Here is a 21,413-nt window from a genome sequence, read left to right on the forward strand (position 1 = left end):
AAGTGATGCTTACAGATGGACGAATTGAAGCCCTATGCGGTGTTCGCCGAAACGGTGGCTGCCGGCTCCATGAGCGCGGCCGGGCGGCGGTTGGGCATGAGCGCCTCGGCCGTCAGCCAGACCCTGCGCGCGCTGGAGCGCCAGATGGGTGTGACGCTGCTGCACCGCTCGACGCGCAAGCTCACGCTGACCGAGGCCGGCGAGCGCTGCTATCCGCATTGCCTGCGCCTGGTGGAGGCGGCCCGTGCGGCAGCCGATTCGCTGGTGCATGCGCGCGATGCACCCAGTGGCGAGCTGCGCGTGGCGGCACCGGTGGGCTTTGCTTCGCATATCGCCCAGGCGCTGGCACCCGTGCTGGCCCAGGCGCCGGACCTGAGGCTGCGCCTGCTGGTGGACGACGCCATGATCGACCTCATCGACGAGCGCATCGACATCGCCGTGCGCGTCGGCCAGCTTGCCGATTCCAGCTGGGTGGCGCGGCCCTTGTGTGAGATCGAGATGATCTTGTGTGCCGCGCCGGCCTATGTCGAACGCCACGGCCTGCCGGCCATGCCGGCGGACTTGGCCGGCTTCGACTGGATTGCCTGGGCGCGCGAGACGCAGGACGGCGGCGAGGCGGTGCCCACCATTGCGCTGCTGCTGCATGGCGCAGGTGGCGAAAGCCAGCGCGTGCAGGTGCCGGTGCGCATTGCCAGCAACAACCACATGGCCCTGCAGCAGATGTGCGAGCAGGGGCTGGGCATCGCTCGCCTGGGCTATGCCGATGTGCTGGCGCAGCTGTCGCGCGGCACTTTGGTACGGCTGCTGCCGCAATGGCGCTTCACGCCGATGCCGGTCGTCGCCGTCACCCAGCGGCGCGAGGGCGAGCCGGCCAAGGTGAGGGTGGCGGTGGAGGCGCTGAAGCGGTATTTCGCGACCTTGCCAGGGGTGGCCGGCTAGTCGACATGCACCCGGTTACGCCCACCCCGCTTGGCCGCATACAGCGCCTGGTCGGCACGGTTGAGCAGGCTGTCGCCCTGGTGCTGCTGCGGCGCGCCGCCGGAGATGCCGACGCTGATGCGCACCAGCAGGCCCGGCGTGATGGCCGCCCAGTCGTGCTCGACGACGGCCAGGCGCAGGCGTTCGCAGATCTCGGCGGCCTGCTGGGGCGCGATGCCGACCAGCACGGCCAGAAATTCCTCGCCGCCGATGCGGGCCATCAGGTCGGCGCTGCGCAGCCGGTGGCGCAGCAGCTGGGCGAGCTGCTGCAGCACGGCGTCGCCCACCGCATGGCCGTGGGTGTCGTTGATCTTCTTGAAGTGGTCGACGTCCAGGGCCGCGACGCTGATGACCTGGTTGGCCATGCGAGCACCCTCCACCAGCAGGGGCAGGGCGAACTCGGCGTGGCGGCGGTTGTGCAGGCCGGTCAGCACGTCTTCATGCGCGGCACGGTCCAGGGCCATGGCGTGCTCGCGCAGCCGCGCCTGCTCGGTCTCGAGATGGACGGCACGGGCACGCTCGCGGCGGGCGTCGGCGGTGGCGCTGTCGGCGCGGGCCTGGGCCTGCTCGACCTGGTCGCGGATCAGGATGACTTCGGTCTGCAGCACCAGGTTGTCGCGCGTGATCTGGCGGTCCAGGCCGACGAGTTCCTCCAGCCAGCCCAGGGCCTCGCGGTACTGGCCGCAGGCCTTGTGGGTCTCGTACAGCGAGCGGATCAGCAGGCGGCGCAGCTTGGGCGGCGGCTCGGTGGCGGCATGCAGCAGGGCCTCCAGGATGCGCGCGGCCTGCAGGGGCTCGCCCTTCAGGCGCAGGAAGACGGCGCGCTGGGCGTCGGCCTCGATGGCCAGCGTGCGGTAGCCGTGGTCATGGGCCAGGTGGCCGAATTCGTTCAGCAGCGGCAGGGCCTCGTCCAGCAGGCCGCCTGCCAGCAGCGCATTGACGCGGTTGGACACGGCCACGGCGACCTGGAAGGGGCTGCCCGACTGGCGCGCCAGCACGGTGGCCTGCTCGGCCGTGCGCAGGGCGCTGGCGACGGCATCGGCCAGGGCGGCGGCGTCGCCCAGGGTCTGGGCCTCCTCGACACGGCGCAGCCAGAAATAGGCGAGGTTGTTGTGGCAGGAGAACAGCACCTCGGCGCAGTCGCTGCGGGCGGCGATCTCCAGGGCCTGGCCGGCCGAGGCGCAGGCCTGGACCGGGTTCTCCAGGCTGGAGTAGGCGATGCCGACGCGGTTCAGCGCCCAGGCCTCGCGCACGGGGTCGGCGGCGCGGCGCGCGGCGGCCAGCGCCCTCATGCCCGATTCCAGCGCCTCGCGGCCCATCAGCAACTGGCCGTAGACATAGCACTGGCTGGTCAGCGCATCGGCCAGCAGGCCGTCGTCGCGCAGGCGCTCGGCCAGGGCCAGGGCCTCGGTCGCGCAGCGCGCGCTGGCCGTCAGCTTGCCCAGGCGCGGGTACTGGTGGGCCAGCAGGGCGAGCGTCTCGGCGCGCCGGCGCAACTCGGCCGGCGGGCAGCCCAGCAGCAGTTGCTCCAGCACTTCGCTGGATGCCTGATAGGCCCCCGCCGCCGCGCGCACGCGGGCGGCGGCAAAGGCGGCGTCGAAGGCGGCGGTGTCGAAACCGGGGCTTTCGGCGGCTGGGGCGGGCAGGTCGAGCACGTCTGACATGGAATCCGTCGATTCTGCCTAGGCCCAGAATGCCGGCCATGACGGACATCGCTGTTTTCGGGGTCGACTTCACGAGTGCGCCCCGGCGCGCCAAGCCCATTTGCATCGCAGCCGGCCAGCGCCACGGTGCCGTGGTGCGCCTCAACCGACTGGTAGCGCTACACAGCCTGGAGGAGTTTTCCGAGTGGCTGACCCAACCGGGGCCCTGGGTGGCCGGATTCGACCTGCCCTTCGGCCTGCCGCGCGAACTGGTCGAGCACCTCGGCTGGCCGACGGACTATGCGGCCTTGATGGCGCACTATGCCGGCCTGGAGCGCGCGGCGATCCGGGAGCGCTTCGCCGCCTTCTGCGATGCCCGGCCCGTCGGTGCCAAGTTCGCCCATCGCGCCTGCGACGGGCCGGCCGGCGCCAGCCCGAGCATGAAATGGGTCAACCCACCGGTGGCCTGGATGCTGCATGCCGGTGTCCCCCGCCTGATCGAGGCGGGCGTGCATCTGCCCGGCCATCTCGACGGCGATGCCGGTCGCGTCGCGCTGGAGGCCTATCCCGGCCTGCTGGCGCGCGAGCTGATCGCACGGCGTTCCTACAAGAGCGACAGCAAGGCGGCGCAGACGCCGGAGCGGTTGATCGCGCGCAAGGACATTGTCGACGCGCTGGAACAGGGCCGCATGCGGTTGGGTCTGCGGCTCAAGCTGAGCCACGCGCAGCGCGACGAGCTGGTGGCGGACGCCAGCGGCGACAGCCTGGACGCGGTACTGGCCATGCTGCAGGCGGCCTGGGCCGCCACGCAGCCGCGCTACGGCTGGCCCGAGGGCGTGGACCCGCTGGAAGGCTGGATCGTCAGCGCCTGACCAGGCGCCGTCGAGGCGCCCCGCAGCGCAGCGCGGGCATCGCCCGCCCGCTGCGCCTGGGGACTTCGGCCGTCAGGCCTTCTTGCGACGCAGGCGCAGTGCCGCGCCAATGGCCGTGGCGGCCAGCAGCAGGCTGCCGGGTTCCGGAACCGTGTTGACGTTCGCGCCGTTGCCGAAGGTGAAGTTGTCGAGCGCGAAGGTGAAGGTGCTGTTCGCGCGGCTGCCGATGACGGCCGACGTGATCTTGGCGCCGCTGTCGGTGGTGAAGCCGAAGAACTCCATCTGCTGGGCCACGTCGTGGAAGAACAGCGAGGTGTTGTCGTCGAAGAAGATGGTCAGGTCGACATTGGGCGCCAGCGAGTTGGTGTCGAAACCGAAGCCGGAAACCGCGTTGTTGAAGGTGACCGTCAGCAGGTGGAAGCCGGTGACCGTGTCGAGGAAGCCGCCGTCGAAACCGCCGCCTGCGTCGATGTTGAAGAAGTTGCCGCTGCCGAGGGTCGTCGAGTAGGTGACGCCGGCCTTGATGTCGCCGGGAGCGATGCCGGCTTCATTGGTGCTGCTGTTGAGCACGCCGCTGCTGATCGGGAAGTGGGCGCTGGCGGTGAAGTCTTCGACCGTGAAGCCGTTGACGAGGCCGGCTTGGAAGGCCGCGCGGTTCTGGGTCACGACGACGCCAGCAGAAGCGCTCACGGCACAGGCGGCAAGGGTGGCCGCGGCAAGGATTTTTCGCATGTTCGACTTTGGTTGAGTTGTTGGATCCGGGCTCACTGCCCCCCGCGGCTGATTGGAAGAGCCGACGCCTGATGCCGCCACCCCGTGGTCGCGGGATTCGGGCCTTGGGAGGCCCTCGGGCGTGGTCTGGGGGCGTCGAACGAAGGCCTGCTGTCAGCTTGAAGAAGGCTGTGGCCTCTGCCGCCCCAGGTTCGGCAGACCTGACCCTTCCGGGCGATATGGATCGCCAGGACCCGAGCCGGCATCATCCGGCCCATGTTCTGGCGTGCCTTGCTGGCCTTCCTGGCGCTGCCCGGCGTCGTCGCCTTCGCCGTCCCGGCGGGCTGGCTGATGGCGAGCGGGCACACGCAACTGCTGCAGCCGTCGGGCCTGCTGCCCGGACTGGTCGGCGTCGCGGGCCTGCTCTGGTGCGTGCGCGACTTCTACGTCGCCGGCCGCGGCACGCTGGCGCCCTGGGCACCGCCCGAGCGGCTCGTCGTTGTCGGCCTGTACCGCTACTCGCGCAACCCGATGTATGTGGCGGTGCTGCTCATCCTCGCGGGCTGGGCCTGGAGCTTTGGCTCGGCGGGGCTGGGCGTGTATGCGGCGTTCGTGGTGGTGGCCTTCCAGACGCGTGTGGTGCTGGGCGAGGAGCCGTGGCTGGCGAAGACGCATGGCCAAGCGTGGCTGGACTATGTGCGGCGCGTGCCGCGCTGGCTGTTCTGACGTGCGTCAGCGCAGCCCCACCTGCCCCTTCCACGCATTGAGGATCTTGGCCCGGTCCCAGGCCCGCCCCGCCTTCATCGTCCAGGCCACTTCCGGCAGGGTCGGCTTGGTCGCGTCCAGCGGCGCGGCGAAGGCGATCAGGTCCGCGCGCAGGCCTGGGGCGATGCGGCCGACGTCGGCCGTGCGGCCCAGATAGGTCGCGCCATTGGCCGTCATGACCTTGACTGTGGTTGCCGCGTCGAAGCCGGCCTCGCGCAGCAGCTCGAACTGGCGCAGCGACGAGTAGCCCGGGATGACGCCGCCATAGCCCGTTGGATCCGTACCGGCGACGAGCAGGCCGCCGGCGTCGTGGAAGCGCTTCTCCCAGACCATGTTCTTCGGAAAGATGCGGCCATGCGGATTGGGGCCGCCGCGCTGGATGGCGGTGTAGCGGGCCACGTATTGCTCGCGCATCTGCGGGATCAGCAGATCCAGGGCCGCGGCGGGCGCCATCGGGCGGCCGTAGGAGAAGGTCTCGAAGATGGTCAGCGTCGACGTCAGGGCCACCTTCTTGTCGATCATCTGGCGCTGCAGGGCCGCCATGCGCGGGTCGTCGACGGCCAGCGCATCGAGGGACTTGGGCGCGGCGTCGCCGGCCGGGCAGGTGTCCGCCTGCTTGCCTTCGACAAAGTCCGTGGACGCGAAGAAGCCATGCTCCAGGTTGTCTATGCCCATGGCCGCGGCCTCGGCATAGGTCACCGCGCAGAGATGGGCCGTGACCTTGGCCTTGCGCTCGTGGGCGGCCTTCACGATGGCGTCCAGCTGCTCGCGCGTCAGGTGCATATAGCCCTTGTACGAGGTGGCGCCGACGTCGGCCCAGTAGCCCACCTGGCGCACGGCGTCCGCGGCATCGACGAGGCGCGGCACCTGGGCGACAAAGGCCTGGATGCCATTCAGGAAGGGCGCCGTGACGTCCAGGTCCGGCCCCGGGGCCTTGCCGTCGCGGATGTCCTTCCAGGTGTTGAGATCGGCGTAGGGGCTCATGCTGCCGGCCGTGCGCATCGTCGTCACGCCGCCGGCCAGATAGAGCAGCGGAAAGCTCTGGAAGAAGGCACCGTAGCTGCCACGCTCGGTCGGGTAGAAGAGGTGCTCGTGCATCAGCACGAAGCCTGGCATCAGCGCGCCGCCGGCCAGGTCCTTCACGAGCGCGCCGGCCGGGGCCTTGAGCTCGGCATCGGGCTTCACTTCCGCGATGCGGCCATCGCGGATCAGTACGCTCATGCGCTCGCGCGGCGCGGCGCCGCTGCCGTCGTAGAGCTGGGCATTGCGCAGCAGCGTGATGGGGGCGGTGAAGAGTGTGTAGCGCTCGGTGTCGTTGGGCTGCTGCGCGAAGGCTTGGGCAGCGAGGGCAAGGGCGAGGAGTGCGAGCGGCTTCTTCATGCGCCGAATCCTCCCACGTTGCGTCACGCTAGTTGCCTGGGATCAACTCGGGCGTTCCGGCGTGAGCGAGATGGCTGACGAGCGGCAGGCCCGGCCCCCAGGCATGGATGAGCCAGCCGGCCGGTTCCAGCGCGATGGACAGCGGCGCATCGGTCCCCAGGTTCAGCTCGACCTGGTGGGCCGTGGAGGGTGCGCTGAGGGCAGGGGCGTGCGCCACGCGGCCCAGCGTCATGCGGTGCAGATGGCCGCAGACGACACGCTCCACCTGCGGGTGGGCGGCGATCAGCGCCTCGAAGCCGGCGAGGCCCTGCTGCAGCGACATTGTGTCCATGACGACCAGGCCGGTCGCGTGCGGCGGATGGTGCAGGGCGACGAGGGTGGGGACGGCCGGCCGCTCGGCCAGCAGTGTCCGGGCCTGGGCCAACCGCGCGTCATCGAAGCCGCCTTCGGGGCGGCCCGGCATCAGGCTGTCCAGCACCACCAGGCGCAGCGGACCGGGCAGGTCCAGGGCGTACTGGATGCTGGCCGCACCGCTCTGCCCGCAGTGCACGCCGTTGAGGCCCGCAAAGGCCTCCTGCAGCGGCCCACGGGCATCGTGGTTGCCGGGCAGCAGAGCCAGCGGGATGCCGGCGTCGATCAGGGGCTGCAGCAGTTCGCGCAGTTGCGCGTACTCGGCCGGATGGCCCGCGTCGACGAGGTCGCCGCTGATCAGCACGGCGACGGGTTTCGGCCGGACCTGCAGCACGCGCTCGACGGCGTGGCGCAGCGCCGCGGCCGTATCGACGCGGCCGCAGATCAGCTGGCCCGGATGCGTGATGTGCGGGTCGCTGAGCTGGACGAGCAGATAGGGTGTCGCGTCCATGCCGGCGGCCTTACTTGCGCATCAGCGTGCTCTTGCCGAACAAGGATTCGATCAGGTCGACCGCCACCAGCGCGGTGCGGTTCTTCTCGTCCAGCGCCGGGTTCAGCTCCATCAGGTCCATGGACGCCATGCGGCCGGTGTCGGCAATCATCTCCATGCAGAGGTGCGCCTCGCGGTAGGTCGGGCCGCCACCGACCGTCGTGCCGACGCCTGGCGCCATGACGGGGTCGAGGAAGTCGACGTCGAAGCTGACGTGCAGATGGGTGTTGTCGTCCAGCGTGGCCAGGGCCAGCTCCATGGTGTGGCGCATGCCCATCTCGTCGATGAAGCGCATGTCGAACACTTCCAGGTCGTGCTCGTGCACGAAGGCGCGCTCGCCCTCGTCGACGCTGCGGATGCCGATCTGGCGGATCCACTTCGGCGAGATGGCCGGCACATGGCCGCCGATCTCGATGAGCTCCTTGGGGCCGAAGCCGCACAGGCAGGCGACCGGCATGCCATGGATGTTGCCGCTGGGGGTCAGCTCGCTGGTGTTGAAGTCGGCATGGGCGTCCAGCCACAGCACGCGCAGCTTCTTGCCGGCGTCGCGGCAGTGGCGGGCCACGGCGCTGATGGAGCCCAGGCCCAGGCAGTGGTCGCCGCCCAGCAGGATGGGCATGCGGCCGGTCTTGAGCTCGTTGTAGACGGCGTCATGCACGGTCTGGTTCCAGGCCACCACTTCCTGCAGATGGCGGTAGCCGGCGGTTGGCGGCAGCCAGGGGTTGGACGGGCCGCTGAGGTTGCCGCGGTCGACGACGTCGACACCGCGGGCGCGCAGGGCCTCGGCCAGGCCGGCCACGCGCATGGCCTCGGGGCCCATGCTGGCACCGCGGGCACCGGCGCCGATGTCGGTGGGGGCGCCGATCAGGGAGACATTGCGGAGTTTGGTCATGGTTTGGCGGCGCTCGCGGGCGCGGCGAGTTCGGGTTGGGATTCGAGCAGGCCCCAAGCTTCCTCGGCGGTCTCGACGTAGTGGAAGAGCTGCTGGTCTTCCGGCTTGATCATGCCGGTCTCGATCAGCCACTCGATGTTGAGCAGCTTGGTCCAGAACTCGCGGCCGAACAGCAGGATGGGGCGGGGGCGGCTCTTCTTGGTCTGGATCAGCGTCAGCGTCTCGAAGAGTTCATCCAGCGTGCCGAAGCCGCCCGGGAAGCAGACCAGGGCGACGGCGCGCATCAGGAAATGCATCTTGCGCAGGCCGAAGTAGTGAAAGCGGAAGCACAGCTCGGGCGTGATGTAGGGATTGGGGTACTGCTCGTGGGGCAGCACGATGTTCAGGCCCACGCTCTTGCCGCCCATCTCGTAGGCGCCGCGGTTGCCGGCTTCCATGATGCCGGGGCCGCCGCCGGTGGCGATGACGACATGGTTGCCGCGCTCGGTGCAGGCGGCCGTCGCGATCTGGGCGAAGCGGCGCGCTTCCTCGTAGTAGCGGCTCATGGCCAGGTGGCGGCGGGCGCGCAGGGCGCCTTCCTCATCGCCGCGGTCCTCGGCCACGGTCAGCAGGGCCTGGGCGGCTTCTTCGGACAGGATGCGGGCGCTGCCGAAGATGACGATGGTGGATTTGACGCCCTGCTCGTTCTGCAGCAGCTCGGGCTTCATCAGCTCCAGCTGCATGCGCACGGCGCGCATGTCCTGGCGCAGCAGGAAGTGCTCGTCCTTGAAAGCCAGGTTGTAGGCGGCGCCCGGGCCGTCGTAGTCGGGATGCGGGGGCAGGTCGCGGCACTCTTCCTTGGCAGTGGGGAAGTTGCGCGTCGGGACGTCGGTGGGCTTCATGGGGCGGCGGGATTTTGTGATCTTTGGAACTGGATTTTGTGCCTCATTGCAAGGCACCCACCGGATTTCATCCAGCGCAGACGGAACACTCCGGGTCCCGCTGCATGGTGATCTCGCTCCACTGCATGCGCCGGCCGTCCAGCATCAGCAGGCGCCCGGCCAGCGGCTCGCCGACACCGGCCAGCAGCTTCAGCGCCTCGGCGGCCTGCAGGCTGCCGACGATGCCCACAAGCGGCGCGAACACGCCCATGGTCGAGCAGGCGACGTCCTCGAAGCCGGACTCCGGCGGGAACAGGCAGGCATAGCAGGGCTGCTCGCCCGAGCGGCTGTCATAGACGCTGATCTGGCCGTCGAAGCCAATGGCGGCGCCCGACACCAAGGGCTTGCGGTGGCGCACGCAGGCGGCGTTGACGAGGTGGCGGGTGGCGAAGTTGTCGGTGCAGTCGATGACGACATCCACGCACGGCACTTCCGCGTCGAGCAGGGCGGCATCGGCCTTCTGTGCCAACGCCCGCACCTGCACGCCGGGGTTGAGCCCCGCCATGCGTGCCGCGGCGGACTCGACCTTGAGCTTGTCCAGGCTGCTCATGTCATGCGCGATCTGGCGCTGCAGATTGGTCAGCGACACCTTGTCATGGTCGACCAGGGTGATGCGGCCGACGCCGGCCGACGCGAGGTAGAGGGCCACCGGCGAGCCCAGGCCGCCGGCCCCGATGACGAGGGCGCGGGCGTCGAGCAGGCGCTGCTGGCCCTCGATGCCGATCTCGTCCAGCAGCAGATGGCGGGAATAGCGCAGCAGGTCGTCGTCGTTCATGGCAGGCAGGATAGCGCCGCCACCCGGGCGCCTAAGCCCTGGTCCGGCAAGGTTTGCAAGCGCTCGCGACACTGGCGGCGATGAAGTCCCTGCCCGCCGTCACGCCGCTCAGCCCCGCGCTGACCCTGCTGCTTGCCACCGCCACCGGCCTGGCGGTGGCGTCCATCTATTACATCCAGCCCCTGCTCGGCCTGCTGGCCGACCAGTTCGGCGTCGGTGGCGCAGCCATCGGCCTGCTGCCCACGCTGACCCAGCTCGGCTATGCGGCGGCCATCCTGCTGCTGTCGCCGCTGGGCGACCGTTTCGACCGGCGCCGCATCATCGCGGTCAAGGCCTTGGCCCTGGTCGTCGCGCTGGGGCTGGCCGCCGCGGCGCCGGGGTTTGTGGCCCTTTGCGTGGCCAGCGTGGCCATCGGCCTGACCGCCACCCTGGCCCAGGACATCGTGCCGGCCGTGGCGACGCTGGCGCCCGAGGCCGAGCGCGGCAAGCGTGTCGGCCAGGTCATGACTGGGTTGCTGCTGGGCATCCTGCTGTCGCGCGTGGCCAGCGGCTCGCTGGCGGCGGTGGCCGGCTGGCGCGCGGTCTATGCCGTGGCGGCCCTGGCCGTGGCGCTGCTGATCCCGCTGCTGTGGCGCGGCCTGCCGCGTTTCGTGCCGGCGACGTCGGCGGGCTATGGCTCGCTGCTGCTGTCCATGGCCACGCTGTGGACCCGCCACGCGCCGCTGCGGCGGGCGGCCCTGGCGCAAGGCCTGCTGAGCGTGGCCTTCAGCGCCTTCTGGTCGACGCTGGCCCTGGTGCTGGCCGGGCCGGACTTTGGCCAGGGCAGCGCGGTGGCGGGCGCCTTCGGCCTGGCTGGCGCCGCCGGTGCGCTCGCGGCGCCTCTGGCCGGTGGGCTGGCCGACAGGCGCGGCCCGCAGGCCGTCATCCGCGTCGGGGCCCTGCTGGTCTTCGTCGCCTTTGCCGCGCAGGCGCTGGCGCCGGCCTCGCTGTGGCTGCTGGTGGCCGTCGCCGTGGTTTTCGACCTCGGCGTGCAGGCGGCCCTGGTGTCGCACCAGAGCGTGGTCTACAGCCTGGACCCCGCCTCGCGCAGCCGGCTCAACGCGGTGCTGGTCAGCTCGATGTTCGTCGGCATGGCCAGCGGCGCAGCCCTGGGCTCGGCCCTGCTGGCGGCCTTCGGCTGGCGCGCAGTGCCGGCTCTCGGTGCGGCGGCGGCGCTTGGGGCACTGGCCTTGATCCGCCGATCTTGATCGAATCCTGGCTGCCAAAGAAAACGGGCCTCTTGCGAGGCCCGATGTGCTTGAAGCTCAGGAGCTCTTTGTAGTTATTCCGACGTCTTGGCTTCGGCCTTGCGTTCGACGGCCGACTTGGAAGCGATGACCGGCTGGCCCTTGAGCTTGTTCAGGGCCTGCATCAGCGGGAAGTCTTCGGTGGAGCCGAACTCGGGCAGGGGCTTGGGCGGCTCGGCGCGCTTGGCGTACTCGGCTTCCAGCTTCTGGCGGGCTTCCTCGCGGGCCTTCAGGCGGGCTTCGTTCTCTTCCGCCTCCGGGCCGTTGTTCAGATGCTTCTCGAGGTCGGCCTCGCGCATGCGCAGGGCGGCGAAGACATTGCCTTCCGCGGTTTCGTCCAGCATGACGTCGGGCACGATGCCCTTGGCCTGGATGGAGCGGCCGCTCGGCGTGTAGTAGCGCGCCGTGGTGATCTTCAGCGCGCTTTCCGGGCCGAGCTGGCGCACGGTCTGCACCGAGCCCTTGCCGAAGGTCTGGGCGCCCATGACGGTGGCGCGCTTGTGGTCCTGCAGGGCGCCGGCGACGATCTCGCTGGCGCTGGCCGAGCCTTCGTTGACCAGCACCACCAGAGGCACGTTCTTCAGCGCGGCGGGCAGGCGCTTGATCGGGTCGTCGCCGCCGCGGCGGCGGTAGTCGTCAGGTTCGGCGCGGTAGCTGGCCTTGGATTCGGCGATCTGGCCATTGGTCGACACCACTTCCACGCCCTTGGGCAGGAAGGCGGCCGAGATGGCGATGGCGCCGTCCAGCAGGCCGCCCGGGTCGTTGCGCAGGTCCAGCACCAGGCCCTTCAGGTTGGGCTCCTGCTTGTAGATGTCCTCGAGCTTCTTGGCGAAGTCGTCGACGGTGCGGTCCTGGAACTGGCTGACGCGGATCCAGGCATAGCCGGGCTCGACGACCTTGGCGCGCACGCTCTGGACCTTGATCTCTTCACGCGTGATGGTCACGGGGAAGCTGCGGTTCTCGGCCTTGCGGAAGATGGTCAGGCTGACCTTGGTGGACGGGTCGCCGCGCATCTTCTTGACGGCCTGGTCGATGGTCATGCCGCGCACGGCGGTGTCATCGATGCGGCTGATCATGTCGCCGCTCTTCAGGCCGGCGCGGAAGGCGGGCGAGCCTTCGATGGGGGAGACGATCTTGACCAGGCCGTCTTCCATGCCGATCTCGATGCCGACGCCGACGAACTTGCCGGTCGTGCCTTCACGGAATTCCTTGAAGGTCTTCTTGTCGAAGAACTGGGAGTGGGGGTCCAGGCCGGACACCATGCCGGCGATGGCGTCGTTGATGAGCTTCTTCTCGTCGACCTGCTCGACGTAGTCGCTCTTGACGAGGCCGAAGACAGCGGCGAGCTGCTGCATTTCGTCCAGAGGCAGCGGCGACAGCGTGCTGCGTGCGTTGGCCTGGAGTTGCATCGTGGTGAGGGCACCTGCGACGGCACCGAGGGCAACCCAACCGGCGACTTTCAATCTGGAGCTCATGTAGCCGAGTCCTCTATCAACGTGATCCTGTCGAAACAGCTTGACAGGTGGGGCCAGTTTAGCGGTCGGTGATTTATGCGCGGCATCGATTTACCTGCTGGAAACCCTTCAAATCGGGTATGGAGTGATGGAATGCGCGGGCGTTACTTCTCGTGCGGCCTGTCGAAAGTCAGGGGTGGCCGTGAGGGCCGCTCTGGCGGCCTGCAGGGCCTGTGTCAGCCGATCTGGGGGCGCAGCGGCAGATGGGCAAGGCGGCCCGGTGTTTCATCCGCAATCAACTGTGTGAGTGCTGTGGGAGTGGGCGCGACGAGGCTGCTGAAGGCCGCTAAATTGCCTTCCATGTCCGCCACCAGCCGCTTCGCCCTGCTCGTTCTCGCCCTCGCGCCGCTGGCCTTCGCGGCCCGCATCGGCAGCATTGCGCCGGCCGAGGCGCTGACGGCCGAGCGCGTCGCGGCGCTGCCGGCGGCCGAGAAGGGCGCCTGGCAGGCCTATCTGGCCCGCTCCCTCGCCCAACTGGGCGCCGACCGCGCCGCGCTGGCCGCCGAGCGCCGGGGCCTGGCGACCTGGCCCGCCGCACCCGAAGGCGGCCCTGGCGCGGCCACCATGCCGCTGGACCGGCCGCCGCCCTGGTATGCCGGCGAGGCGGCCCTGGCCGTGGCGCGCAACATCCTGAGCTACCAGACGCCCGCCGGGGGCTGGGGCAAGAACCAGCCGCGCAATGCGCCGCCACGCCAGCGCGGCCAGCATTGGGTGGCCGACAGCAACCCGCGGGCGGCGGCGCCTGACGATTTCGACAAGCCCGGCCACTGGAGCTATGTCGGCACCATCGACAACGACGCCACGACGACCGAGATCCGCTTCCTGGCCCTCATGGCGGCCGCCCACCCGGGCGAGGCCGGCGCCGCCTGGCGCCAGGCGGCCGAGCGCGGCCTGCGCTATCTGCTGGCGGCCCAGTTCCCCAACGGCGGCTGGCCCCAGGTCTGGCCGCTGCAGGGCGGCTATCACGACGCCATCACGCTGAACGACAACGCGCTGGTCGAGGTGGCCGAATTGATGGGCCTGGCCGCGCGCGGCGAGCAGGGCCTCGCTTTTCTGCCGGCTGCGCTGAAGGCCGAGGCGGCGGCGGCCCAGGCGCGCGCCGTGGAGTTGCTGCTGCTGGCGCAGGTGCCCATCGACGCCAAGCCCACGCTCTGGGCCCAGCAGCACGACCCATTGACGCTGGTGCCGGCCTCGGCCCGCAACTACGAGCCGCCGGCCCTGAGCAGCGGCGAGAGCGCCCGCGTGCTGGCCTTCCTGATGAGCCTGCCGGACCCGCCGCCGGACGTGGTCCAGGCCGTCAAGCGCGGCGTCTTCACGCTGCGCGGGCTGGCCGTGCGCGACCGTGCCTGGGTGAAGGGCGACGAGGCCCAGGGCCGCCGGCTGGTCGAGCAGCCCGGTGCCGGACCGCTGTGGGCGCGCTATTACGACGCGAGGACGCTCAAGCCCGTCTTCGGCGACCGCGACAAAAGCCTGCACGACGACGTCAACGACATCAGCCTGGAGCGCCGCAACGGCTACGCCTGGTGGGGCACCTGGCCGGCGAAGACGCTGGAGGCTTTTGAGGTCTGGGTGCTCAAGCACCCTTCCTGAGTTCGAAGCGCTTGATGTCGCCGACAACGAACAGATAGCAGCACACCGCGACCAGCGCATTGGCCGCGACAAACACCAGGGCCGCGTTGAAGGAACCGGTGCCGCTGATCAGATAGCCGATGACGATGGGCGTGGTGATGCCGGCGGTATTGCCGAAGGTGTTGAACAGCGCACCGCTCAGGCCCGAGATCTCCTTGGGCGAGGTGTCCGACACGACGGCCCAGCCGAGAGCGCCTAGCCCTTTGCCGAAGAAGGCCAGCGACATGATGGCGACGACGACGGCCGCGCTGTCGACGTAGTTGCACAGGATCATGCTGGTGGACAGCAGCATGCCGATGACGATGGGCGTCTTGCGCGCCAGCGTCAGGCTCTTGCCCCGGCGCAGCAGGCCGTCGCTGATGACACCACCCAGCACGCCACCCGCAAAGCCGCAGATGGCCGGCAGCGCCGCGACGAAGCCGGCGCTGAGGATGGACATGCCGCGTTCCTTGACCAGGTAGACGGGGAACCAGGTCAGGAAGAAATAGGTCAGTGTCGTGATGCAGTACTGGCCGACATAGACGCCCATCAGCATGCGATTGCTGAGCAGCTGCTTGATGTAGCCGAGCTTGGGCGAGTTCGGGGCAAAGCTGCGGCTCTGGTTGCCCGGCTGATCCATGTTGACCAGGGCGCCGCCGGCGGCGATGTAGTCCAGCTCGGCGCGGTTGATGCCCGGGTGGGTCTTGGGCGTGTAGATGGTCTTCAGCCAGACGACGCTGAGGGCGATGCCCAGCAGGCCCATGACGACGAAGACGGCCGGCCAGCCGTAGCTGTGCGTGATCCAGCCCATCAGCGGCGCGAACAGCACGGTGGCGAAATACTGGGCCGAGTTGAAGATGGCCGAGGCCGTGCCGCGCTCGTTGGCCGGGAACCAGCTCGCCACGATGCGGCCGTTGGCCGGGAAGGACGGCGCCTCGGCCGCGCCGACCAGGAAGCGCAGCGCGAACAGCGCGACCACCGCCAGGCCCACATTGGCCGTGATGAAGCTGATGCCGCCCTGCAGCAGCGTGAACACCGACCACAGGCAGATGCTGGCCGCATAGACCAGCTTGGAGCCGAAGCGGTCCAGCAGCCAGCCGCCCGGCAGCTGGGCGATCACATAGGACCAGCCGAAGGCCGAGAAGATGAAGCCCATGGTCACCGCGTCTATGCCCAGCTCTTTGGACAGCGCCGGGCCGGCGATGGAGAGGGTGGCGCGGTCGGCGTAGTTGATCGTCGTGACGACGAAGAGCATGGCCAGGATGGCGAAGCGCTTTCGGGTGCGGGTGGCGCTGTTGGCCTGGGCCAGCGAGGCGGTGGCGGTGTTCATCGGTTGTCTCCGGGCAATGCAGCGGCTCCGCCTCTTGCTGGGCGGTCGTGCCAAAGGGAGTGGGATCAGGCTTGGGTGTAAGCCGTCTTCACGGTCGTGTAGAACTCGGCGGCGTGGCGGCCCTGCTCGCGCGGGCCGTAGCTGCTGCCCTTGCGGCCGCCGAAGGGCACGTGATAGTCGACGCCCGCCGTCGGCAGGTTGACCATCACCATGCCGGCCTGGGAATGGCGCTTGAAGTGGGTGGCGTGCTTCAGCGAGGTGGTCGCAATGCCGGCCGAAAGGCCGAAAGGCGTGTCGTTGGACAGGGCCAGCGCATGCTCGTAGTCGCGGGCGCGGATGACGCTGACGACGGGGCCGAAGACCTCCTCGCGGTTGATGCGCATCTCGGCCGTCGTGTCGGTGATCAGGGCCGGCGTCAGGTAGAAGCCGGGCTGGCCGTCGACGTTGTGCTCGATGCGCTCGCCGCCATGGGCCAGGCGGCCGCCCTCGCTCTGGGCGATGCCGATATAGGCCACGTCCTGGCTGAGCTGGCTGGCGTCGACGACGGGGCCGATGTCGGTGCCGGCCTTGCGGGCGTCGTCGATCTTCAGCGCCTTCATCTTCTCGATGACGGCGGCGACGAAGCGGTCGTGGATGCCGTCGGTGACGATGAGGCGCGAGGAGGCCGTGCAGCGCTGGCCGGTGGAGAAGAAGCCGCTGTTGACGGCGGCGCCGACGGCCACGTTCAGGTCGGCATCGTCCAGCACGATCATGGGGTTCTTGCCGCCCATCTCGAGCTGGAACTTGGCCATGCGCGAGACACAGGCGGCAGCCACCTTCTGGCCGGTGCCGACCGAGCCGGTGAAGCTGATGGCGGCCACGCGCGGGTCGTTCAGCAGCTTCTCGCCAACGACCGAGCCGCGGCCCATGACGAGGTTGAACACGCCGGCCGGCAGACCTGAGCGCGACAGGATCTCGGCCAGGGCCCAGGCCGATCCGGGCACCAGGTCGGCCGGTTTGAAAACGACGCAATTGCCCCAGGCCAGGGCCGGCGCGATCTTCCAGGCGGGAATCGCGATGGGGAAGTTCCACGGCGTGATGAGGCCGACGACACCGATGGCTTCGCGCGTCACTTCCACGCCGACGCCGGGGCGCACCGAAGGCAAGCTCTCGCCGCCCGGGCGCAGCGCCTCGCCAGCAAAGAACTTGAAGATGTTGCCGGCGCGCACGACTTCGCCGATGGCCTCGGGCAGGGTCTTGCCTTCCTCGCGGGCCAGCAGATCGCCCAGCTCGGCGCGGCGGGCCAGGATCTCGGTGCCGACGGCGTCCAGGATGTCGAAGCGCTGCTGCGGCGTGGACAGGCTCCAGGCCGGGAAGGCGGCGGTGGCGGCCGTGATGGCCAGCTCGGCCTGCGCCGCGTCGGCCTGGGCGTATTCGCCGATCAGGTCGCGGGTGTCGGAGGGATTGATGTTGCGGCTGGCGTTGGGGCCTTCGGTCCAGGCGCCGGCGATGTAGTTGGGTTTCATGGGGTACTCCGCGATGAAGGAAAAAGGGGTGGTGCGGGCTCAGGCCGTCGCAGCTGAGACCAGCGGGCGGCCGGCCTGGAAGGCAGCCAGGTTGTCCAGCACGCGCTGTGCCATGGCCTGGCGGGTTTCCTCGGTGGCACTGGCGATATGGGGCAGCAGCACGACATTGTCGAGTGCGAACAAGGCCTCGGGCACACGCGGCTCGTCGGCAAACATGTCCAGGCCGGCGCCGGCGATGCGCCGCTGCTGCAGGGCCTCAACCAGGGCCGCCTCGTCGACCACCGAGCCGCGCGCCACATTGACCAGGAAGCCGCGCGGGCCTAACGCGCCCAGCACCTCGGCGTTCACCAGATGGCGTGTGGCCGGGCCGCCGGCGGTGATGACGATCAGGTAGTCGCACCAGCGGGCCAGGGCGGTCAGCGAGGGCTCGTGGGCCCAGGGCAGGCCGGCTACCGCGCGGCGCGTGTGATAGCGCACCTCCATCTCGAAGCCGGTGGCACGGCGCGCGATGGCCTGACCGATGCGGCCCATGCCCAGCACGCCCAGCCGGGCGCCGCTGACCTTGCGCGACAGGCCGAAGCTGTTCTGGCCGCCGCGCGCCCAATGGCCGGCGCGCACGAAGCGGTCCGCCTCGGTGGTGCGACGTGCGACGTCCAGCATCAGCGCGAAGGCGGTGTCGGCCACGCAGTCGTTCAGCACGTCGGGCGTGTAGCCCACCGCGATGCCGCGCACGTGGGCGGCGGCCAGGGGCAGCTTGTCCAGGCCGACGCCGAAGCTGGAGATGATCCTGAGCCGCGGCAGCGCCGCCAGCTGGGCCTCGCTGAGGCCCACGGCGGCCGAGGTCACGACGACTTCGAACTCACCGCCATGCGCGGCCAGAAAGGCGCCAGGGTCGGCCGCATCGGCCAGGCGCTGCACCGACCAGGACTCGGCCAGCGCGTCGGTCAGGGACGGCATCAGGTTGCCGACCAGCAGCAGGCGAGGTGCGGTCACGTCAATCCAGCTTGACGCCGCCCTTGGCGACGACCTGGGCCCAGCGCTTGCGCTCGGTGTCGAAGAAGCTGGCGAACTCAGCCGTCGTCATGGTGCGCACCTCGGCGCCCTGCGAGACCAGGCGCTCGCGCACCTCGGGCGAGCGGATGATCTCGGTCAGCACGGCGTTGAGCCTGGCGAGCACGGCCGGCGGCATGCTGGCCGGTGCCAGCACGCCCTGCCAGGTGCCGGACTCGAAGCCCTTGAGGCCTTGCTCGGCCACGGTGGGCACATTGGCCAGCAGCGGCACGCGCGTGCCCTTGGACACGGCCAGCACCTTGAGCTTGCCGGATTGCACATGGGGCAGCGTGGCCAGCATGCCGTTCATCGTGAGGTCGGTCTGGCCGGCCATGGTGTCGGCCACCGACTGCGAGCCGCCCTTGTAGGGGATGTAGGTCCACTTTGCGCCGCTGCCCTGCTCGACAGCGACGCCGGCCAGGTGGGGCGCGCTGCCCAGCGCCGTGACGGCGAAGTTCAGCGGCCGGGTCTTCGAGAGTGCCACCAGCTCGCTCAGGTTGTTGGCTGGGATGCCGGGATGGACCACCAGCAGATGGGGCGAGTAGGCCAGCATGGTCACGCCGCGCAGGTCCTTGGTCGGATCGAAGGGCAGCTTGGTGTAGACCGAGGGAGCGATGGCCAGCGCGCCGACGTCGCACAGCAGCAGGGTGTGGCCGTCGCTGGACTTGGCGACCGCGTCCGCGCCCATGTTGCCGCTGGCGCCCGGGCGGTTGTCGACGATGACGGTCTGCTTCAGCGCCGCGCCGAGCTGGGTGCTGATGGCGCGGGCGATGATGTCCGACGAGCCGCCCGGCGGGTAGGGCACGACCAGCCGGATGGGCAGGGTGGGCCAGGCCGCAGGCGCCGGCGCGGCGGCGGCGATGCCGGACAAGGTCAGACTGGCCAGCAGCGCCAGGCCGAGGCGGGGAAGCTTGATCATGGGGATGTCTCCGTGAGGCACTGGCCGCGGGGCCGGCGCCATGTCAGCGCACCATGCAGGGCTGCTTGTTGTTGAAGGTCCAGTTCGGCACCAGGTATTGCATCGCGATCGCGTCGTCGCGGCTCCCCAGGCCATGCTGCAGGTAGAGCTGGTGCGCGGCCTCGACGGCCTGCATGTCCAGCGTCACGCCCAGGCCCGGCGAGGTGGGCACGGCCACCTCGCCGCCGACGATCTGCAGCGGGTTGGTGCTCAGCTGCTGGCCGTCCTGCCAGATCCAGTGCGTGTCGATCGCGGTGACGCGGCCTGGAACGGCGGCGGCGGCATGGGTGAACATGGCCAGCGAGACGTCGAAGTGGTTGTTGGAATGCGAGCCCCAGGTCAGGCCGAAGTCGCGGCAGGTCTGGCCCACGCGAACGGCGCCCGCCATGGTCCAGAAGTGCGGGTCGGCCAGCGGGATGTCCACCGATTGCAGCGACAGCGAATGCACCATCTGGCGCCAGTCGGTGGCGACCATGTTGGTGGCCGTGGGCAGGCCGGTGGCGCGGCGGAACTCGGCCATCACCTCGCGGCCCGAGAAGCCGCCCTCGGCGCCGCAAGGGTCCTCGGCATAGGCCAGCACGCCGTGCATGTCGCGCATAAGGCGGATCGCGTCCTGCAGCAGCCAGCCGCCGTTGGGGTCCAGCGTGATGCGGGCCTGCGGAAAGCGCGCCTTCAGGGCCTTGACGGCCTCGACTTCGTCCTCGCCGCGCAGCACGCCGCCCTTGAGCTTGAAGTCCTGGAAGCCGTAGCGGGCCTGGGCGGCCTCGGCCAGCTTGACGATGGCTTCGGGCGTCAGGGCCTCTTCATGGCGCAGGCGCAGCCAGGGGTCGGCGGCGTCGGGCTGGCTGTCGTAGGGCAGGTCGGTCTTGCCGCGGTCGCCGACGTAGAACAGATAGCCCAGCATGGGCACGTGGCTGCGCTGCTGGCCTTCGCCGAGCAGGGCGCAGACCGGTACCTCCAGATGCTGGCCCAGCAGGTCCAGCAGCGCCGACTCGACGGCCGTGACGGCGTGGATGGTCGTGCGCAGGTCGAAGGTCTGCAGGCCGCGGCCGCCCGCGTCACGGTCGGCGAAGGTCTTCTGCACGGTCTGCAGCAGGCCCTTGTAGGCGCCGATGGGCTGGCCGACGACGAGACTGCGCGCGTCTTCCAGCGTCTGGCGGATCTTCTCGCCGCCCGGCACCTCGCCGACGCCGGTGCGGCCGGCGCTGTCGGTGAGGATGAGGATGTTGCGGGTGAAGAAGGGCGCGTGCGCGCCGCTGAGATTGAGCAGCATGCTGTCGCGCCCGGCGACGGGCACGACGCGCAGCTCTTTGATGACTGGCGTGGAGTTCATGAAGTCAGTCCGCAGTGATCTTTCGGTCCTCGATGAGCTTTTTCCAGCGTGCGAACTCGCTGGCCTGGAAGGCCGTGAACTGCTCGGGCGTGTTGGCCACGACCTCGAAGCCCTGCTCCAGCAGCTTCGGCTTCACATCGGGTGCATTCAGCGCCTTGACGATGCCGGCGTGCAGCTTGGCCTTGATGTCGGCTGGCAGGCCCTTGGGTGCGGCCACGCCTTGCCAGGAATAGACCTGCACGCCCTTGATGCCCAGCTCGTCCAAGGTCGGCACGTCGGGCAGCACCGGCGAACGCTGGGCGCTCGTGATGCTCAGCGCGCGCAGCTTGCCGGCCTTGATCTGCGGCAGGGCGGTGTTGATGTTCATGAAGCTGGAATCGACCTGGTTGCCCAGCAGATCGGTCATCACCGGGCCGCCGCCCTTGTAGGGGATGTGCAGGCCGGAGGTGCCGGTCTGCAGCCAGAACAGCTCGGCAGTGATGTGGTCGCTGGAGCCGTTGCCCGAGGTGCCGAAGCTCATCTTGGCGGGATTGGCCTTCAGGAAGGCCAGCACCTCGGCCATGCTCTTGTGCGGCGAGGCGGCCGGCACGACCAGCACATTGGGCGCCTGCACGGCGACGGTGATGTAGTCCAGGTCCTTGGTCGGCTCGTAGGGCAGGTTCTTCATCAGATGCGGGCCGATGACCAGGGGGCCGAGCGACGAGACGAGGACGGTGTAGCCATCGGCCGGCGCGCGCTTGACGGCGGCCGTGCCGATGGTGCCGCCGGCGCCGCCGCGGTTGTCGATGACGAAGCTGCTGCCGGCAATGCCCTCCTGCAGCTTGTTGCCCAGCAGGCGGGCGATGGCGTCTGTGGAGCCGCCGGGCGGGAAGGGCACCAGCAGGGTCACGGGCTTGGCGGGCCAGGGCTGGGCGTTCGCCACGGTGGCGGCGGCGCCAATGAGCAGCGCGGTCAGCAGTTTCTTCATCATCGTTTTGTCTCCGGTGTTGTCG

At 69.6% G+C, this 21,413-nt stretch carries 19 protein-coding genes; 5 read left to right on the plus strand and 14 right to left on the minus strand.

The genetic code is table 11. The features are described from left to right. Positions 1 to 15: 15 nt before the first annotated feature. Positions 16 to 939 (plus strand): LysR family transcriptional regulator, encoded by a 924-nt coding sequence (locus AC07OY_RS16535; protein ID WP_495043702.1) that lies wholly within the window; start codon positions 16 to 18, stop codon positions 937 to 939. On the opposite strand, the gene AC07OY_RS16540 is transcribed toward AC07OY_RS16535, so the two are convergent. Then, complete coding sequence (locus AC07OY_RS16540; RefSeq protein WP_495043703.1) at positions 936 to 2,642, minus strand: GGDEF domain-containing protein; 1,707 nt, start codon at positions 2,640 to 2,642, stop codon at positions 936 to 938. The genes AC07OY_RS16535 and AC07OY_RS16540 overlap by 4 nt on opposite strands. A 38-nt stretch (positions 2,643 to 2,680) precedes the next feature. Here AC07OY_RS16540 and AC07OY_RS16545 point away from each other — a divergent pair, with 38 nt between their 5' ends. Beyond that, positions 2,681 to 3,493 carry a DUF429 domain-containing protein gene (locus AC07OY_RS16545; protein WP_495043704.1) on the plus strand — a complete coding sequence of 271 codons (813 nt, stop codon included), beginning with the start codon at positions 2,681 to 2,683 and terminating at the stop codon, positions 3,491 to 3,493. Positions 3,494 to 3,565: 72 nt separating this feature from the next. Here the strand turns inward: AC07OY_RS16545 and AC07OY_RS16550 are convergent, their stop codons facing one another. After that, positions 3,566 to 4,183 carry a PEP-CTERM sorting domain-containing protein gene (locus tag AC07OY_RS16550; RefSeq protein ID WP_495043705.1) on the minus strand — a complete coding sequence of 206 codons (618 nt, stop codon included), beginning with the start codon at positions 4,181 to 4,183 and terminating at the stop codon, positions 3,566 to 3,568. A gap of 297 nt (positions 4,184 to 4,480) precedes the next feature. On the opposite strand from AC07OY_RS16550, the gene AC07OY_RS16555 reads away from it, so the two are divergent. Further along, complete coding sequence (locus AC07OY_RS16555; RefSeq protein ID WP_495043706.1) at positions 4,481 to 4,930, plus strand: methyltransferase family protein; 450 nt, start codon at positions 4,481 to 4,483, stop codon at positions 4,928 to 4,930. A gap of 6 nt (positions 4,931 to 4,936) precedes the next feature. On the opposite strand, the gene AC07OY_RS16560 is transcribed toward AC07OY_RS16555, so the two are convergent. The 5 genes from AC07OY_RS16560 to AC07OY_RS16580 form a co-directional block, all read right to left on the minus strand. After that, positions 4,937 to 6,349, minus strand: a complete 1,413-nt coding sequence (locus AC07OY_RS16560) for an amidohydrolase family protein (protein ID WP_495043707.1) — start codon at positions 6,347 to 6,349, stop codon at positions 4,937 to 4,939. 28 nt (positions 6,350 to 6,377) lie between these two features. Beyond that, positions 6,378 to 7,211 (minus strand): metallophosphoesterase, encoded by an 834-nt coding sequence (locus tag AC07OY_RS16565; RefSeq protein WP_495043708.1) that lies wholly within the window; start codon positions 7,209 to 7,211, stop codon positions 6,378 to 6,380. Positions 7,212 to 7,221: 10 nt separating this feature from the next. After that, positions 7,222 to 8,142, minus strand: a complete 921-nt coding sequence (gene rocF / locus AC07OY_RS16570; protein WP_495043709.1) for an arginase — start codon at positions 8,140 to 8,142, stop codon at positions 7,222 to 7,224. Beyond that, the gene (locus tag AC07OY_RS16575) at positions 8,139 to 9,023 is read right to left on the minus strand and encodes an LOG family protein (RefSeq protein WP_495043710.1); all 885 of its coding nucleotides are present in this window, start codon (positions 9,021 to 9,023) and stop codon (positions 8,139 to 8,141) included. The genes rocF and AC07OY_RS16575 overlap by 4 nt, the downstream gene beginning before the upstream one ends. Before the next feature lie 67 nt (positions 9,024 to 9,090). Continuing rightward, positions 9,091 to 9,837: a HesA/MoeB/ThiF family protein gene (locus tag AC07OY_RS16580; protein WP_495043711.1), complete on the minus strand. Its 747-nt coding sequence runs from the start codon at positions 9,835 to 9,837 to the stop codon at positions 9,091 to 9,093. An 80-nt stretch (positions 9,838 to 9,917) separates the two neighbouring features. Between AC07OY_RS16580 and AC07OY_RS16585 the strand changes: the two genes are divergently transcribed. Beyond that, the gene (locus tag AC07OY_RS16585; protein WP_495043712.1) at positions 9,918 to 11,084 is read left to right on the plus strand and encodes an MFS transporter; all 1,167 of its coding nucleotides are present in this window, start codon (positions 9,918 to 9,920) and stop codon (positions 11,082 to 11,084) included. A gap of 74 nt (positions 11,085 to 11,158) precedes the next feature. On the opposite strand, the gene AC07OY_RS16590 is transcribed toward AC07OY_RS16585, so the two are convergent. Then, positions 11,159 to 12,598, minus strand: coding sequence for a S41 family peptidase (locus AC07OY_RS16590; RefSeq protein WP_495043713.1), 1,440 nt, complete (start codon positions 12,596 to 12,598; stop codon positions 11,159 to 11,161). Positions 12,599 to 12,937: 339 nt separating this feature from the next. Between AC07OY_RS16590 and pelA the strand changes: the two genes are divergently transcribed. Continuing rightward, on the plus strand, positions 12,938 to 14,227 hold the full coding sequence (gene pelA / locus AC07OY_RS16595) for a pectate lyase (RefSeq protein WP_495043714.1): 1,290 nt from the start codon (positions 12,938 to 12,940) through the stop codon (positions 14,225 to 14,227). Here the strand turns inward: pelA and AC07OY_RS16600 are convergent. The 6 genes from AC07OY_RS16600 to AC07OY_RS16625 form a co-directional block, all read right to left on the minus strand. Next, positions 14,211 to 15,575 (minus strand): MFS transporter, encoded by a 1,365-nt coding sequence (locus tag AC07OY_RS16600; protein WP_495043715.1) that lies wholly within the window; start codon positions 15,573 to 15,575, stop codon positions 14,211 to 14,213. The genes pelA and AC07OY_RS16600 overlap by 17 nt on opposite strands. A 65-nt stretch (positions 15,576 to 15,640) precedes the next feature. Beyond that, a complete protein-coding gene (locus tag AC07OY_RS16605; protein ID WP_495043716.1) occupies positions 15,641 to 17,080 on the minus strand; it encodes an aldehyde dehydrogenase family protein in 1,440 nt (479 codons plus the stop codon). A 39-nt stretch (positions 17,081 to 17,119) separates the two neighbouring features. Further along, on the minus strand, positions 17,120 to 18,037 hold the full coding sequence (locus tag AC07OY_RS16610) for a 2-hydroxyacid dehydrogenase (protein ID WP_495044067.1): 918 nt from the start codon (positions 18,035 to 18,037) through the stop codon (positions 17,120 to 17,122). Positions 18,038 to 18,074: 37 nt separating this feature from the next. Then, positions 18,075 to 19,049 carry a Bug family tripartite tricarboxylate transporter substrate binding protein gene (locus AC07OY_RS16615; protein ID WP_495043717.1) on the minus strand — a complete coding sequence of 325 codons (975 nt, stop codon included), beginning with the start codon at positions 19,047 to 19,049 and terminating at the stop codon, positions 18,075 to 18,077. 43 nt (positions 19,050 to 19,092) lie between these two features. Further along, a complete protein-coding gene (gene gudD, locus AC07OY_RS16620; protein ID WP_495043718.1) occupies positions 19,093 to 20,421 on the minus strand; it encodes a glucarate dehydratase in 1,329 nt (442 codons plus the stop codon). A 4-nt stretch (positions 20,422 to 20,425) separates the two neighbouring features. Next, positions 20,426 to 21,388: a Bug family tripartite tricarboxylate transporter substrate binding protein gene (locus tag AC07OY_RS16625; protein ID WP_495044068.1), complete on the minus strand. Its 963-nt coding sequence runs from the start codon at positions 21,386 to 21,388 to the stop codon at positions 20,426 to 20,428. Between the last annotated feature and the right edge of the window lie 25 nt (positions 21,389 to 21,413).

It is taken from the genome of Roseateles sp. GW821-FHT09H10, assembly GCF_059415865.1.